Source organism: Blautia sp. HCP28S3_G10, assembly GCF_052065235.1.
Lineage (GTDB): Bacteria > Bacillota > Clostridia > Lachnospirales > Lachnospiraceae > Blautia_A.
This window is the reverse complement of record NZ_JBQHUL010000028.1, coordinates 1-13,922: the sequence shown is the minus strand read 5'-3', so window position 1 is coordinate 13,922 and position 13,922 is coordinate 1. Positions and strand designations below refer to the sequence as shown.

The 13,922-nt window shown below is 39.6% G+C and carries 14 protein-coding genes, 1 tRNA gene and 1 pseudogene; 4 read left to right on the top strand and 12 right to left on the bottom strand.

Annotated elements, in window-relative coordinates:
* Window positions 1-157 precede the first annotated feature (157 nt).
* The 3 genes from rfbG to ACTNB8_RS11570 all read right to left on the bottom strand — a co-directional run bounded on the left by rfbG (window position 158) and on the right by ACTNB8_RS11570 (window position 3,494).
* Window positions 158-1,219, bottom strand: a complete 1,062-nt coding sequence (rfbG, locus tag ACTNB8_RS11580) for a CDP-glucose 4,6-dehydratase (protein WP_441054815.1) — start codon at window positions 1,217-1,219, stop codon at window positions 158-160.
* 172 nt (window positions 1,220-1,391) lie between these two features.
* Entirely contained in the window at window positions 1,392-2,621 is a 1,230-nt protein-coding gene (gene pepT, locus ACTNB8_RS11575; protein ID WP_441054813.1) for a peptidase T, read from the bottom strand.
* A 48-nt stretch (window positions 2,622-2,669) separates the two neighbouring features.
* Window positions 2,670-3,494: a TrmH family RNA methyltransferase gene (locus tag ACTNB8_RS11570; RefSeq protein ID WP_441054811.1), complete on the bottom strand. Its 825-nt coding sequence runs from the start codon at window positions 3,492-3,494 to the stop codon at window positions 2,670-2,672.
* A 184-nt stretch (window positions 3,495-3,678) separates the two neighbouring features.
* On the opposite strand from ACTNB8_RS11570, the gene ACTNB8_RS11565 reads away from it, so the two are divergent.
* Together ACTNB8_RS11565 and ACTNB8_RS11560 are read left to right on the top strand one after the other, a co-directional pair.
* Window positions 3,679-4,503: a putative hydro-lyase gene (locus ACTNB8_RS11565; RefSeq protein ID WP_441054809.1), complete on the top strand. Its 825-nt coding sequence runs from the start codon at window positions 3,679-3,681 to the stop codon at window positions 4,501-4,503.
* A 307-nt stretch (window positions 4,504-4,810) separates the two neighbouring features.
* Entirely contained in the window at window positions 4,811-6,193 is a 1,383-nt protein-coding gene (locus ACTNB8_RS11560; RefSeq protein ID WP_441054807.1) for an MATE family efflux transporter, read from the top strand.
* 136 nt (window positions 6,194-6,329) lie between these two features.
* Here ACTNB8_RS11560 and ACTNB8_RS11555 read toward each other — a convergent pair whose 3' ends face one another.
* From ACTNB8_RS11555 to ACTNB8_RS11545, 3 genes are all read right to left on the bottom strand, one after another.
* A complete protein-coding gene (locus ACTNB8_RS11555; protein WP_441054805.1) occupies window positions 6,330-6,755 on the bottom strand; it encodes an MFS transporter in 426 nt (141 codons plus the stop codon).
* Window positions 6,756-7,103: 348 nt separating this feature from the next.
* Window positions 7,104-7,403, bottom strand: coding sequence for a type II toxin-antitoxin system RelE/ParE family toxin (locus tag ACTNB8_RS11550; protein WP_441054803.1), 300 nt, complete (start codon window positions 7,401-7,403; stop codon window positions 7,104-7,106).
* Between the two features lies 1 nt (window position 7,404).
* A complete protein-coding gene (locus ACTNB8_RS11545) occupies window positions 7,405-7,653 on the bottom strand; it encodes a type II toxin-antitoxin system prevent-host-death family antitoxin (protein WP_021905858.1) in 249 nt (82 codons plus the stop codon).
* A gap of 373 nt (window positions 7,654-8,026) precedes the next feature.
* On the opposite strand from ACTNB8_RS11545, the pseudogene ACTNB8_RS11540 reads away from it, so the two are divergent.
* Window positions 8,027-8,185 (top strand): annotated as a pseudogene (locus ACTNB8_RS11540) (helix-turn-helix domain-containing protein); the annotation flags it as partial.
* A 703-nt stretch (window positions 8,186-8,888) separates the two neighbouring features.
* On the opposite strand, the gene ACTNB8_RS11535 reads toward ACTNB8_RS11540, so the two are convergent.
* The 6 genes from ACTNB8_RS11535 to ACTNB8_RS11510 all read right to left on the bottom strand — a co-directional run bounded on the left by ACTNB8_RS11535 (window position 8,889) and on the right by ACTNB8_RS11510 (window position 12,809).
* Window positions 8,889-9,440, bottom strand: a complete 552-nt coding sequence (locus ACTNB8_RS11535) for a hypothetical protein (protein ID WP_117860672.1) — start codon at window positions 9,438-9,440, stop codon at window positions 8,889-8,891.
* 42 nt (window positions 9,441-9,482) lie between these two features.
* Window positions 9,483-9,581 (bottom strand) — tRNA-OTHER (locus ACTNB8_RS11530).
* On the bottom strand, window positions 9,567-10,367 hold the full coding sequence (locus ACTNB8_RS11525) for a hypothetical protein (protein WP_441054800.1): 801 nt from the start codon (window positions 10,365-10,367) through the stop codon (window positions 9,567-9,569). The genes ACTNB8_RS11530 and ACTNB8_RS11525 overlap by 15 nt, the downstream gene beginning before the upstream one ends.
* Before the next feature lie 188 nt (window positions 10,368-10,555).
* On the bottom strand, window positions 10,556-11,347 hold the full coding sequence (locus ACTNB8_RS11520) for an ATP-binding protein (RefSeq protein WP_441054798.1): 792 nt from the start codon (window positions 11,345-11,347) through the stop codon (window positions 10,556-10,558).
* Window positions 11,347-12,534, bottom strand: a complete 1,188-nt coding sequence (locus tag ACTNB8_RS11515; RefSeq protein ID WP_441054796.1) for a tyrosine-type recombinase/integrase — start codon at window positions 12,532-12,534, stop codon at window positions 11,347-11,349. The genes ACTNB8_RS11520 and ACTNB8_RS11515 overlap by 1 nt, the downstream gene beginning before the upstream one ends.
* Before the next feature lie 89 nt (window positions 12,535-12,623).
* Window positions 12,624-12,809: an AlpA family phage regulatory protein gene (locus ACTNB8_RS11510; RefSeq protein ID WP_015560978.1), complete on the bottom strand. Its 186-nt coding sequence runs from the start codon at window positions 12,807-12,809 to the stop codon at window positions 12,624-12,626.
* 395 nt (window positions 12,810-13,204) lie between these two features.
* Between ACTNB8_RS11510 and ACTNB8_RS11505 the strand changes: the two genes are divergently transcribed.
* Window positions 13,205-13,753, top strand: coding sequence for a helix-turn-helix domain-containing protein (locus ACTNB8_RS11505; RefSeq protein WP_118696293.1), 549 nt, complete (start codon window positions 13,205-13,207; stop codon window positions 13,751-13,753).
* Window positions 13,754-13,922: the final 169 nt, after the last annotated feature.

Here is a 13,922-nt window from a genome sequence, read left to right as displayed (position 1 = left end):
AAATAAATTGTTCTCCCCGATGAGTGATACACATTAATACCCATAAGCAGTCTAACTTTTCGTGTTTGTATGAAAATATAGACTGCGAGTTTTGGTTAGTTTGTATGGGGAAGTGTATTTCTATTTCGTCTGGTGTAAGCGCACTCTGGCATGGTTTTTATTCAGTCATCAGGAAGTCATGGATCTGGGTGGTCATGACCTGGTTAAGGTCTTCGCCTGCCTGCCAGGATTTTGTCCAGGCTACAGTCTGCTGGATTGCTTTTCTGACGCCCCAGGCTGGTTTCCATCCGAAGGTCTGACGTAAGCGGGAGCAGTCAAGTTTCAGGAAGTTTGCCTCATGGGGGCCTCCTGCGTAGTGGTTTTCCCAGGTCTGGCCTTCGCCCCAGGTCTGGCAGAAAAGTTCTGTCAGTTCACCTGTTGTCACGCAATCTTCATCTCCGGGGCCTACGTTGTAGTAGCCTTCATATTTCCTGTCTTCGTACTGACGGGCTGCGATCATCAGGTATGCATACAGTGGTTCCAGTACGTGCTGATATGGACGTGTGGAGTGTGGATTGCGTACCTGGATGGGTTTTCCTGCAAGTGCCGCGCGGATGCAGTCCGGTACAATACGGTCTGTGGCAAAATCACCGCCACCGATCACATTTCCGGCTCTTGCCGTAGATATTGCTATCTCTCTGTCTGCAAAGAATGAATTTTTGTAGCTGTGTGTCACAAGTTCTGAGCAGGATTTGCTGTTGGAATATGGGTCATATCCATCAAGGGGATCATTTTCACGGTAACCCCACTCCCATTCACGGTTATGATATACTTTGTCTGTAGTCACATTCAGGAATGATTTTACTGTGTCCGTCTGACGGATACATTCCAGAATATTTACTGTTCCCATCACGTTGGTTTCGTAAGTGTATACAGGATTTTTGTATGATTCCCGCACTATAGGCTGTGCAGCCAGATGAAGTACGATCTCCGGTCTGGTTTCCTGAAACACCTGCATCAGTCTGTCAAGATCGCGGATATCTCCGATAACTGAGTTCATCTGTTTTCCAAGCTCAGTCAGTGTAAAAAGCGCTGGCTCTGTGGGTGGTTCCAGTGAATATCCTGTTACTTCTGCTCCCAGGTCAAGAAGCATACGGCAAAGCCAGGAACCTTTGAATCCTGTGTGTCCTGTTACAAGAACTTTTTTACCTTTATAAAAAGTAAGATCAAAATTTTTCATTTCTGTTTCTGCTCTCCTGTCTTTTCCTGAAAAAAGGTCAATATTAATTTTATTATACGCTTTTTTATCTACAAAGTCACTCATTTCTGCTCTATATTCAGGAATTCCTGTTACTGTTCACTCCGTTCACAGCAACTTGGTCAATATTCATGTCAAAACACCTTTCGGGATATTACCTGTGAACAGTAACGAATTCCTTCACAATCTCAATCAGCATCTCTGAAATTTTTTCCATGGACTGAATGCAGACATACTCATATCTTCCGTGAAAGTTGAGTCCACCTGTACAGATGTTCGGGCACGGAAGTCCCTCATAGGAAAGTCTCGCTCCGTCTGTACCGCCTCTGATCGGCAGCGTCACAGGTTCTACTCCTACAGCTTTCATGGAGTTCTGTGCAATTTCAATAAGATATTTATGCGGCTCGATTTTTTCTTTCATATTATAGTAAGAATCTTTCATAATCAGTTCCACTGTTCCCTCGCCGTACTTTTTGTTCATATATTCTGCAGCAGCTGTTACGAGATCTTTCTTCTCCTGAAATTTCTTTTTGTCATGATCACGGATAATATAGTCCATCACTGTTTCTTCTACATTTCCACTCATGGAATCCAAATGGAAAAATCCCTCATATCCATCTGTACATGCAGGATTTGCAAACACTGGCAGCATCTGCTGAAATTCCATTCCGATCAGAAGGGAGTTTTTCATCTGACCTCTCGCTGAACCGGGGTGGATATTTACACCATGTATCTTTACTCTTGCTGAAGCAGCATTGAAGTTTTCGTACTCGATCTCTCCAAGTGCACCTCCATCCACAGTATATGCCACTTCTGCGCCAAAACCTTTCAGGTCAAAAAAATCTGCGCCACGTCCCACTTCCTCATCTGGAGTAAATCCAATACAGATATCCCCATGTTTCAATTCCGGATGTGTCAGAAAATACTCTGCCATTGCCATAATTTCAGCAACACCGGCCTTGTCATCTGCACCGAGAAGGGTCGTTCCGTCTGATGTGATGAGGTCTTTCCCCACATAATCCTGGAGTTCAGGAAACTGTTTCGGACTCATTTTGATATTTTTTTCTTTGTTCAGAATAATTTCACCGCCATCATATCCTCGATGGATCTGTGGTGAAATCCCGGTTCCTGAACAAGCAGGCGCTGTATCCATGTGAGAAATAAAACCAATCGACGGAACTTTATGATTTGTATTCGCAGGGATTTTTGCATAAACATAGCAATGTTCGTCGAGACGAACCTCGGCTGCCCCCATTTCCATAAGTTCCTTTTTCAGCAAAACTGCCAGATTTCGCTGTTTTTCCGTACTTGGAAATTCCTCTCTGTCATCTTCTGACTGCGTATCTATCTGCACATATCTTAAAAATCTTTCAACAATATCCATTCTTTTTTCCTCCTGAAAATCATATGTATACCAATTCAATGTTCATAATCATCTGTTTCCCAGCTGCCAGAATGCAACTGCACTTGCAGCCGCAACATTCAGTGAATCCACCCCGTGTGACATGGGAATTTTTACTGTATAGTCACAGGCCGCCATTGTCTCTTCCGTCAGCCCTTCGCCTTCTGTTCCCATGATCACTGCCAGTTTTTCTTCCTGCATAAGCACAGGATCATCAATACTGACTGAATCATTTCTGAGCGCAAAAGCCACGGTTTTAAATCCCAGTTTTTTCAACGTATGTATCCCCGGATCAGGCCAGGAAATTTTTTTGTCCAGGCTTGTCCATGGAATCTGGAAAACTGTTCCCATACTTACTCTGGCAGACCGACGGTACAGGGGATCACTGCATCCTGCTGTCAATATTACTGCATCCATGTTAAGTGCTGCCGCAGAACGAAAAATCGCACCCACATTTGTTGGGTTCATAACATTTTCCAGTATTACGATTCTTCTGGCATCTTTGCAGATTTCTTCCACTTTCGGCAATTGCGGACGCTTCATGGCACAGAGCATCCCTCTTGTAAGTTTGTATCCGGTCAGTTGGGTCAGGATTTTAAAGGAAGCCGTGTATACAGGGATGTTTCCGCACTGTCTGAGTATTTCCACAGCTTCTCCTTCTATATGTTTATCTTCAACAAGTGCTGAAACCGGTACGCATCCTGCATCAAGTGCACGTTGTATTACCTTCGGGCTCTCCGCTATAAAAAGTCCTCCTGCCGGTTCATAATAATGCAGGAGCTGATTTTCCGTACATCTGGCATATATGTCCAGTTCCGGCAGATTCAAATCTGTTATCTTTATAATGTTACTCATTTTTCCTCCATGTCGTAATTGGGGGCTTTTCCCTCCAAATCTCATACCAACAATAGCGTTACTGTTCACAGCAACATTAGTATACTATATGTAACGTTTCTTATCATTGCAATTTTTTCTTTTTTTATGTATAATATAATTTATATCATTAATACATTAAAGTGCAAAACAGGAGGTATTCATTATGGCTTTTGATATCACACCTTATGTAAACATGTCACCCGCTGAAGTTCGTAAGCTGATCCGTGACGGCGTTATCGATTTTCCTACCGCTGGTATGTGCCGTGGCTACGCTCAGGCAAACCTGGTCATCCTTCCTCCGGAATATGCCGCTGATTTTGAAGAATATGCCAAAAAGAACCCGTTTCCGTGTCCGATTCTTGAAATTATCAAAGGTACTCCTGAAACTCACGACATGGGCGAGGGCGGTAACATCTGTACTGATATTCCCAAATACCGTATCTACAGAGACGGCGTTTTTACAGAAGAGATCACTGACGCTTCTGAATACTGGAAAGAAGGCTATGTAGGTTTTCTCATCGGATGTTCTTTCTCTTTCGAAGAGGCTCTTATGAAAGAAGGAATTGAAATCCGCCATATTGCTCAGGGACGAAATGTACCTATGTTCAAAACCAACATCCAGACTGTTCCTGTTGGCCCGTTTTCCGGTCCGATGGTCTGCTCCATGCGGCCAATGACTCCTGAAAATGCAAAAAAAGCCTACGACATCACTTTCCAGATGCCAAACGTTCACGGCGCACCTGTACATATGGGCGACCCGAAAGAAGTCGGTGTTGAAGATGTCATGAAACCAGACTATGGCGAAGCTGTTGATATTTATGAAGGCGAGATTCCGGTTTTCTGGCCATGTGGTGTAACACCTCAGGCAGCTGTTGAAAATGCCAAACCTCCGATCGTGATCACTCATGCTCCGGGACATATGTTTATCACAGATATCCTGAATGCAGAACTGAATGATTATCTGGAAAAGAAGAAAAAAGGTGAATAACTGAAAAAAAGCCTGAAATTAATCAGGCTCTTTTCCCCAGGGTTTTTCGTCTTGCCCTGTATCTGGAACGGATATATTTTCCGGCTGAGGACAGCTCTCTGGTTTTCCAGGCAGCTGTCTTTTTTGTGCTCGCTTTCAGCAATGAACAGGATTCATTTTTTTTTGCTGAGGCTCCGGCAGAAATAACTGACATTTGCTTTGTTCAGTCTGCTCAGCCAACTCTTTTTCTTAATCCATTGCATATATAATTCATTCATGTTAGCATGTTTATTGAAAAACATTATCAAAATCACATATTGGAGGAAGTATGAAACAAGATACAAACACTGCTCCCATTGCAGAAAACAAAATGGGGACTATGCCTGTTGGCAAGCTTGTTCTGAACATGTCGCTGCCCATGATGATCTCCATGCTTGTACAGGCACTGTACAATATCGTGGACAGTGTCTTCGTTGCAATGCTGTCGGAAAATGCTCTGACTGCAGTTTCCATGGCATTCCCGCTTCAGACACTGCTAATCGCTGTCGGCGCCGGTACAGGAGTCGGTATGAATGCACTGCTGTCCAAATCTCTGGGCGAAAAGAACTTCGAAAAAGCTGATCTGACAGCCAGAAATGCTTCTTTTCTTTACTGCCTGAGTTATCTGCTGTTCCTGATTCTGGGGCTTACTGCTGTACGACCGTTTTATGCAAGTCAGACACATGGTTCCAATCCTGAACTTCTGAAATTCGGAATTGACTACCTGAGTACTGTTATGATTTTTTCCTTTGGACTTTTTGCCCAGTTCTTCTTCGAGCGTCTGCTTACCTCCACTGGAAAAACCATTTTCAGCATGACATCTCAGCTTTGCGGTGCCATCACAAACATCATTCTGGATCCAGTCCTGATCTTCGGATTATTCGGACTTCCAAAAATGGGCGTAACAGGAGCCGCCGTTGCTACAGTTATCGGACAATGCGTTGCCTGTATAGTTGCCGGTATCTGCAATCACAAATTTAACCCCGAAGTGCACCTTACTCTCAGAGGATTCCACCCTGATCTGAAAATAATCGGAACTATTTACGCAGTAGGTGTACCTTCCATTATTATGCAGTCCATCAGTTCTGTCATGACTTATTCCATGAACCTGATACTGGTAAATTTTTCCTTTACAGCCACAGCTGTATTCGGTGTATACTTCAAACTTCAAAGCTTTTTCTTTATGCCTGTATTCGGTCTGAACAATGGTATCACACCGATCATTGCTTACAACTACGGTGCCCGCCACAGAAAGCGTATGCTTCAGACTGTTAAGATCAGTATGTTGATTGCATTCTGTTTTACTTTTATTGGCTTCCTCGCCTTTGAGGGAATTCCGCAGGTTCTTCTCGGATTTTTCAGTGCTTCAGAAGACATGCTGGCAATCGGTGTTCCGGCCCTCCGCATCATTGGCTTCCATTACCTGATCGCATGGTTCTGTATCATTGCAGGAACTGTGTTCCAGTCCCTCGGAAAAGCGATTTTCAGTATGGTTGTATCAATTATGCGTCAGCTGGTTGTACTTGTGCCTGCTGCCTATATCTTGTCAAAACTCGGCGGCCTTCACGCAGTATGGTGGTCTTTCCCTATTGCAGAGGTGTTTTCTCTGATCGTATCTGTGATCTTCCTGATTGTTATTAACAGGACTATTATTCAGAAAATCCCGGAGTAGTAAATATTCTCTCCAAAAAGCAAAAGCGGATCAGTATACCGGAGTTATCGTAACTTCGGAGCTGAACCGCTTTTTCTATATCCGTTATATCAGATTCTCTCTGGACCGCTATTCCAGTTTCTTTCGCACATTCTTCCTATTTTCTTTCTACTGCCCTGAATGTATATTTGATTCCATATAAGATGTACATAACAGATACATATACGTATAATACTGTTCCTGACAGGTTAAAACTGTGGAATAGCAAAACAAATACAACTGAATTTACCAATGTTCCGATTACAAGCCAGATTCTGAATTTACCAAAACGTGTATGTGTATTGTCAACAATCATTCCCATCATCGGGTCATTAATCGCATCCCATATTCTTGTTGCAAAAAACAGTACGCCGACAAATGCCGGTGCCAGATACAAAGTATCTGTAAAATAAAGCATTAAAAATGCTCCTACCAAATTGCAAATCGCATCTTTGCCGATTGCCCCAATTCCAAAACACAATTTTTCTCTTGTAGACGCATATTTATATTGCGGATTTTTCTGAGTTTCTTTTTGATTTCCCATGATTCTCCTCCTCTAATACGCCTTTGTTTATTTGTTATCTGAGTGAAGAAACCTGTGCACTTGTTCCTTATGTTCGTTGATGCAAGTATATCGCACAAAAAAGACATCCGTTATACCTTTTTGTTAAGAGTTATATCTTAAATGTTAGGTATCGGATGTCTTTTTCAACATTTTATCTATTCTTTTTCGATGTCTCCTACATAAATTGTTTTATGTTTCTTGTATTCTTTCAGTTCGTCTTGTGCATTTATCAATCGTTCTCGGGCAGCCTTTCTATATATGTTCCACTATCCTAAGTCCATAGACTGTACTGAATGGTGTTATCAATTTGTTATCATATCTCTGTTATCAATCAAAGATTCTCGTGATATTCTGATATCGGTTAACTACACGATAAATCTCTACATATTCGTTATTGACCTTGTAGATAATCACATAATCTTCCCATATCGCATATTTATAATCTGTCCGAAAGCTGACCCGTTTGGAGAGATCCGACCCCATTCCAGGAAACATCTGAAGGTTTTCAAATTTACCGTAAATTTCCTTTATGGTCTTTGCTGCATATTCTTCGTTATCTTCAGCAATATAATCTCGGATGTTTTTCAAATCCTTTACAACAATCGGATTAATCCGCAGTTTTAACATCTTATTCCCCCACAAGTGCTTTCAGTTCGTCCAGATCCAGCCAACCTTCGCCATCTTTCACTGCTTCTTCAGCTTCCTGCAGCTTCAAGAGAAGCTTTTTCTCTGCACGATCACGCTCATAGTCTTCAATATCCATAACTACAAAACGTCCTCTGCCATTCTTGGTCAGATATACCGGTTCTCCTTTATGACAATTTTTCAAAACTTCATTATAATTTCTTAAATCAGACACTGGTAAAATATTTGCCATATTTTTTCAGCTCCTTTCCTTGATAAAGCGGACATTCGCATTCGCATTGACTTCTTGCTCATGAACACAACCTACTATGCAGTCCGTATTCACATTGCTTCTATTACTTTTATTATACACAAAAAGTCGTAAAATTCAACGTAAAATTTTACAGCTTTTCTATTTCTATATATTTTTCACAGCCGTAAAGTGAAATTTTAAATTCCAGTTTTTTGAATCCCAAATGGCAAATCTGGAATTTACTCTTGCACATAGTTTTTGATACAATTCCACATGGTTATCTGTCTGTTGGAAAGGATTACCATATAAACGAACATAATCCAAAACATTTAACCCTGTCCAACAGGACATATATTGAACAGGAACTGTTGCATTAGAAGACCTTTACGGACTTCATATTGGTGAGGTTAACGGAGAACTCTGCCTCCAGCTGGACAAATCCAAGGGAACCACCTACCTTTCTATGTTTGATATGTTCCATGCATGGCAGAAACAAGCTGAAAAGCTAAAATCCGGAGAAATCACTCAGTAAGAATATGATCAGTGGCGGTATAATTATCCCAAAAACGATAAATAAAAAACCAACGAAAAAGGCCTTACCAAATTGATTTCACTCAATTCAGTAAGACCTTTTTGTTGGTTTCACACATATTACCTGATAACCACAAGATTCCGGATAAATAATGCCAAAATCTCTCGTGTTATCAATTTGTTATCAAATAGAACTTTATTTGCTCTGAAATGCCCTGTTTATAAGGAATTCCAGAAAATTTTTATTATTCGAATTCGCAGATTCTGGTTTGATTCAGATTATTCCAATACAGTTATCTATACTATCTTGTATTGATATCTCACACCTTTTCCACACATTATTTTTCGTTTCACATATTTTTAGTACCAATCCAGTACCATTGCATTTTTTCATTATTGTGTGTAGTTCCGGTGGCTTGCAGGTTCGTTTACTATTCAGAGAATAATCATCTGATAGTTTGCAAGTCCACCTATGGAAATTATAATCTCCAGACGATGTTTCTGCAACTAGAAATTTTGTGGTACTAATGGGCAGTACCACAAAATTTCTATGTACTGAATAAAATCGATTGCCTTTGCAAGATTTCTCTTAACTTGTCTGCTCAGGTATACTTTACTTTCTGCTACACAATCGTCAGTAAAAATCTGATAAATCATGCCTTTTGCTAAATTACTATTTGTTTCTATTGTTATTTATATAAACTTCACTTATATTTTAGTCGTTCTCTTAAAAATGGCTTGATAGAATATGCTATCAAACCTCTTATCTTTCTATGCTGCTGTTCTGTAATCTCACTCTTATTTCTTTTATTGAACATATCCAACATAAACTGATAATCATTTGTTCCATCATACCTATTATATTTATTGGGTGCAAATGCTCCTTCTTCATACAATGCATATAGTAATTTCTTCGAAAAGTACTTTGAAGTTAATTCTATTCGTTCTCCTCTTTCCATAGCATGCGCTAAACGATACATATCCATTTGAACATCTACTTCATAATCTAAATCATCTCGCTCAAATTTTTCTATACAAGAAGATCCTATCGGGTATAAACTTCTACCTGTTTCTCTATTTCTAATCGTAAATAAGTATCTCAGATTCTCTTTTCCACATACACATTCTGATGCATGTTCCTCATCTTCTTCACAATCAACAATATCCCATTCCCGCACTGCTATTTCCCAATTATCCGTTGTAGATGCTTCTAAAACACGTTTAATTAAGTTTTGATAATAAGAACTCGCCATCATTAACACCTCTCTCCTGCGTTTTCGTTAGTAATATCTATAAAAAGACCCGATGTGGATTCGAACCACATCTTTCCCCTTCATAAGTGCACTGTTGCAAATGCACTTATGAAGGGGGACGCCCTACCATTAGACTATCGGGTCAATAATCATGTTAAGAAGTTTTGGTATTTGCTCTATGAACTCTTCATCCACCTTATACAAGGTCTTTATGTACGAGCAAAGCGCTTTCTCTTGACGGTTTTTACTATATTTCCGCCATTTACTTATTTGCTTATCTGGAATATCCAAAGCTATTTTAGTATAATCATAAGCCATTTTCTCAAAAATGTATGTTGCCAATTCAACACAAGATCTAGAAAACATAACAAAATCATCGAATGATATTTCTTCATATTTATTTGGTGCTACTAGCTTTGAAAATTTAGCCTCGGTCTTAAAATTATACTTTTGTAATTTACGATATTCTTTTTCATGAGAATCAACCTCACAGAAATCATGAACCGAAGTATTTCTTATCAGTCGATAGTATTCACATAACTCATACAAAGGTTTCATATCATCAGATAAGTTATTACCACAAATATTTCTGACTGCACATGATAAATATGACTCTTCTTGAATTCTCGGTTTATATTCATTCTTTCCGTATTTATTTATCTGCCGGCATACATCTTTCAAAAATGTTTCAAAACACAAATGAACATTAACAATATAACTTCTGCATATTTCGCAAACCATCGAATCTGCATCATAATTTGTCAGAGTTACTGCATATTCTGTTGCTAACTTCACAAATGTATCCCTTTTCTGTATCTCGTTTTGATGTTCAACCAAAAAACACCTTTTTGACAATTCAACAAACTGATTAATTGCACAATATTTTCCCAATACATCTTTAAAATTATTTAGTGCATTCTTCTCATACATTTTATCTATTTCCTAATAAACCTGCCTGATAATCTTTCTCGAAATAATTTCCAATTCCTTTTGCTTATGTCCATGATTTTGAACCTCCTCAGTCTCAAATCTCGTGAGACTTCGTTGAGACTAACTTCGGAATATTCTTGAGTAAAAGTTTGGGTGTCACATTGAGTGCCATATTTACTGTCATTCACTTACTTAATTTTCCATTTACCACCATTATCTGGACCTTTTCGTTCTATGATACCTTTATCCTTTAATTCTGATATATATCTAGCAATTGTTCTATCTGTGACATCTAAGGCTATTCTTAATTCATCAATAGAAATATTCGGATTTTCGGAAATCATTTTTAGGATCTCACATGCTTTAGTAAGCTTCTTCTTAGAATACTCTGGCATTAACTGCTTCATTTTTTCTTCCGAAATTTCTATGACATTTTCTATGACATTTTCTATGACATTTTCATTCACCTGTGTTGCATAATTAGTGCCATAATTCAGATTATACAAAGTCAATGTAAAATCATCATTATCTGCATCAAAGACTGGCATCTTGGTCTCATCAAATTCTACTTGTCCCTCATAATCTGCCAATATCTTCTTAAATCCACTACCTCTACGCTCCATATATTTTAAACGGCTGAATATATCAGCTAATATCGGATTTCTTCGCTTTGACGGAATTTTCAATAGATTTTTCCCCTCAAGAGATATTCCACTTACCATTCCACCAGGTGAATATATTTCAATTCTATCATCGAACATATCTATATGGACTTCACTACCTATCTCCAGATAATTTCTATGAATCAATGCATTTACTACACCTTCAAGCACTGCTCTATCCGGATAATCAGGCATTTCAATTCTGCCGTCACCAACCTTACGCCATGCTTTCTTGGAATTATTTCTCACAAAATCAGTTCCTGCCTGCAACAATGTGACAAGACTGCCAGTATATTCCTTATCATCAAGTGCATCCACTATTCCTGATGCTTTAGTAAGTCCATTCCATCTTGTACAAAACAATCTGGAATAGGTGCTGTTTCCTCTGTCTGCATGATTTCTACATCATCATCCTGCTCTTCGCAATCCTCAAAGCTTGCATTGACAGCATCAAGTCTGTCCGCCATTGCCACCTGCTTTGACGGAAACAGATGCGAATAACGATATGTGATATCAATGCTCTCATGACCAACCCTGTCAGCTATTGCAACTGCGGAAAACCCGAGGTCGATCAGATGTGAAATGTGCGAATGCCTAAGATCATGAATTCTGATTTTCTTCACACCTGATAACTTGCAGCCACGCTCCATCTCATGATGAAGAAAGCTCTTTGTTACCAGAAATATCCTGTCTGTTGGTGTCTGGTCATATAACATTGCAAAATATTCCTGCATTTCTTCGGCAAGGAACTTCGGCAACTTGATTGTTCTGTTGCTCTTAGGTGTTTTCGGTGTTGTAATAACATCCTGCCCCTGCAGCCGCTGATACGATTTATTTATTCTGACTGTGTTCTTTTCAAAATCAAAATCTTCCATCGTAAGTGCAAGCAGCTCACCTAATCTCATTCCCGTCCAGTACAGCATTTCAAATGCATAAAATGAAACCGGCTTATCAATCACCGCTTCTGAAAACTTCTTATATTCTTCAGTTGTCCAGAAAAGCATTTCCTTCTTTTCTTCCCTGCCCATATTTCCGGCCTGTCTTGCCGGATTTGATTTCAGATTATAAAACCTGCATGCATGATTGAATATCGCACTTAAAATGTTGTGCATTGTCTTCTTGTAAGTCTGGGAATAACATTTCCCATTCTCATAACGGAATGCTACCATCTCATTCTGCCACTTGCGTACATCTCCCGGTGTAATCTCATTCATCTTAAGATTCCTGAAATATGGAAGTATCTTTGTATCCACAATGTGTTCTTTGGTAAGCCATGTGTTGAGTTTGACATAATTTTTCACATCCTCTGTATACAGCTTCCAGAACTCTCCAAATGTCATATCCAGATTATTCTCCTGCCGTATTTTGTAATTACGCTCATAATCAAGTGCTTCCCTCTTTGTTGCAAATCCTCTCTTCTTTATCTGTTTATTTTCCCCAGTCCAGTCCTTACAATAGAATTTGACAAACCAGGTGCCTGTCTTACTGTCTTTATAAGCTGGCATATTCATCATCTCCTTCTTTCCATATGAAGAAGATGCCTAAGCCGTATCGCTTCTGCACCTGCCTCTGTCACAATCTTCTTACCTGTTGCTTATCCTGCATCACTCATACCATAAATGCGTTCTTCAAAATATTTTCTGCTTACTTTTCCACGGATAACAATGTAACCCTTCTTTTCAAGTTCACTATTGATCTGTCTCATAAGCTTGTATGCTGCTGATCTTGAAATTCCAAGAATCTGCATCACATCTCCTACTTCTAAAAACTTTTCGTTCATGCCTTTCACCACCTTTCCTTTAAATATTTGTTTTGGCGTTTCTCCATACCAGTTCTGCTGATGTCACTACCAGCCTCCTTACCTGAGATAATCTCCTGTAATACCGCCCGCTCCTGCTCGAGGTACTCGGTCCGCTTGGGGGAGTGTCTACATTCGCTCGATTCCTATGAATGTCATGGCAAATGCCTGTTAGATTTCTGGTACCGCTCATTTAACTATTTTTCAATACCATATCGTATAGATAATTGAATTAATATTATTCTATACCGTGTGGTATTGAATTGTCAAGAAATTTTTCTAATGTTCTTGTATAGAAAAACTTCCATTTTCATTTTTTCCGTGTTATACTGTCTTTAACAGTCCATCAGGGACAGATAAACGGAGGTGACTACACTATGACAATTGGTGAACGAATAAAGAAAATACGGGTATTCCGTAAAATGACAATGGATGAGCTTGGCGGTGCACTTGGCTTTGAAGGCAAAAATATGTCTGTCCGCATATCCCAGTATGAAACCGGTGCCCGCATTCCCGGTGAAGATATGATTCTAAAGCTTGCTGATGCTTTGCGCTGCAATTACAAGGCAATCTCTGATTACAGCCTTGGTGCTGCTGAAGATATCATTGAAACACTTTTCTGGCTTGAAGAAAGTGCCACATCTCTCCCGGCACGTGGAAAAGGTACAAGATTCCCAGAGTACACAGCTCCCGGCAACCTGATTCATCTGACTGCAATGACACCTGCAAAATCTTCCGAGGCTGCCAGACCAACTTACAACGAAGATGATTATGACAGTACAGGTTCACCTGTCGCATTAACTTTTGAATATGGATTGGTAAATGATTTCCTTTCGGAATGGTGTGAAATGAAAACGAAATTAAATAGTGGAGAGATTTCTCCTAATGAATATTTTGAGTGGAAAATAACATGGCCTCAGGCGTAAATGAAACTATTCACGCACAGCTCACTTTAGTACCATTTTAGTACCACAAGACAAAAAACAGTAAGCGCCAAATATTCCTGCGGATTTCCTAACACTCTGTTTCCCTCTATAATTGTAGGCGAAAGATATTTAGACTATTTCACTACAATTACGGAGGATAAGTTATGGC

Excerpts from the sequence above, each read along its gene's own strand:
- rfbG (WP_441054815.1), bottom strand. The coding sequence starts at position 1,219 with ATGAAAAATTTTGATCTTACTTTTTATAAAGGTAAAAAAGTTCTTGTA.
- pepT (WP_441054813.1), bottom strand. The coding sequence starts at position 2,621 with ATGGATATTGTTGAAAGATTTTTAAGATATGTGCAGATAGATACGCAG.
- ACTNB8_RS11570 (WP_441054811.1), bottom strand. The coding sequence starts at position 3,494 with ATGAGTAACATTATAAAGATAACAGATTTGAATCTGCCGGAACTGGAC.
- ACTNB8_RS11565 (WP_441054809.1), top strand. The coding sequence starts at position 3,679 with ATGGCTTTTGATATCACACCTTATGTAAACATGTCACCCGCTGAAGTT.
- ACTNB8_RS11560 (WP_441054807.1), top strand. The coding sequence starts at position 4,811 with ATGAAACAAGATACAAACACTGCTCCCATTGCAGAAAACAAAATGGGG.
- ACTNB8_RS11555 (WP_441054805.1), bottom strand. The coding sequence starts at position 6,755 with ATGGGAAATCAAAAAGAAACTCAGAAAAATCCGCAATATAAATATGCG.
- ACTNB8_RS11550 (WP_441054803.1), bottom strand. The coding sequence starts at position 7,403 with ATGTTAAAACTGCGGATTAATCCGATTGTTGTAAAGGATTTGAAAAAC.
- ACTNB8_RS11545 (WP_021905858.1), bottom strand. The coding sequence starts at position 7,653 with ATGGCAAATATTTTACCAGTGTCTGATTTAAGAAATTATAATGAAGTT.
- ACTNB8_RS11535 (WP_117860672.1), bottom strand. The coding sequence starts at position 9,440 with ATGATGGCGAGTTCTTATTATCAAAACTTAATTAAACGTGTTTTAGAA.
- ACTNB8_RS11525 (WP_441054800.1), bottom strand. The coding sequence starts at position 10,367 with ATGTATGAGAAGAATGCACTAAATAATTTTAAAGATGTATTGGGAAAA.
- ACTNB8_RS11515 (WP_441054796.1), bottom strand. The coding sequence starts at position 12,534 with ATGCCAGCTTATAAAGACAGTAAGACAGGCACCTGGTTTGTCAAATTC.
- ACTNB8_RS11510 (WP_015560978.1), bottom strand. The coding sequence starts at position 12,809 with ATGAACGAAAAGTTTTTAGAAGTAGGAGATGTGATGCAGATTCTTGGA.
- ACTNB8_RS11505 (WP_118696293.1), top strand. The coding sequence starts at position 13,205 with ATGACAATTGGTGAACGAATAAAGAAAATACGGGTATTCCGTAAAATG.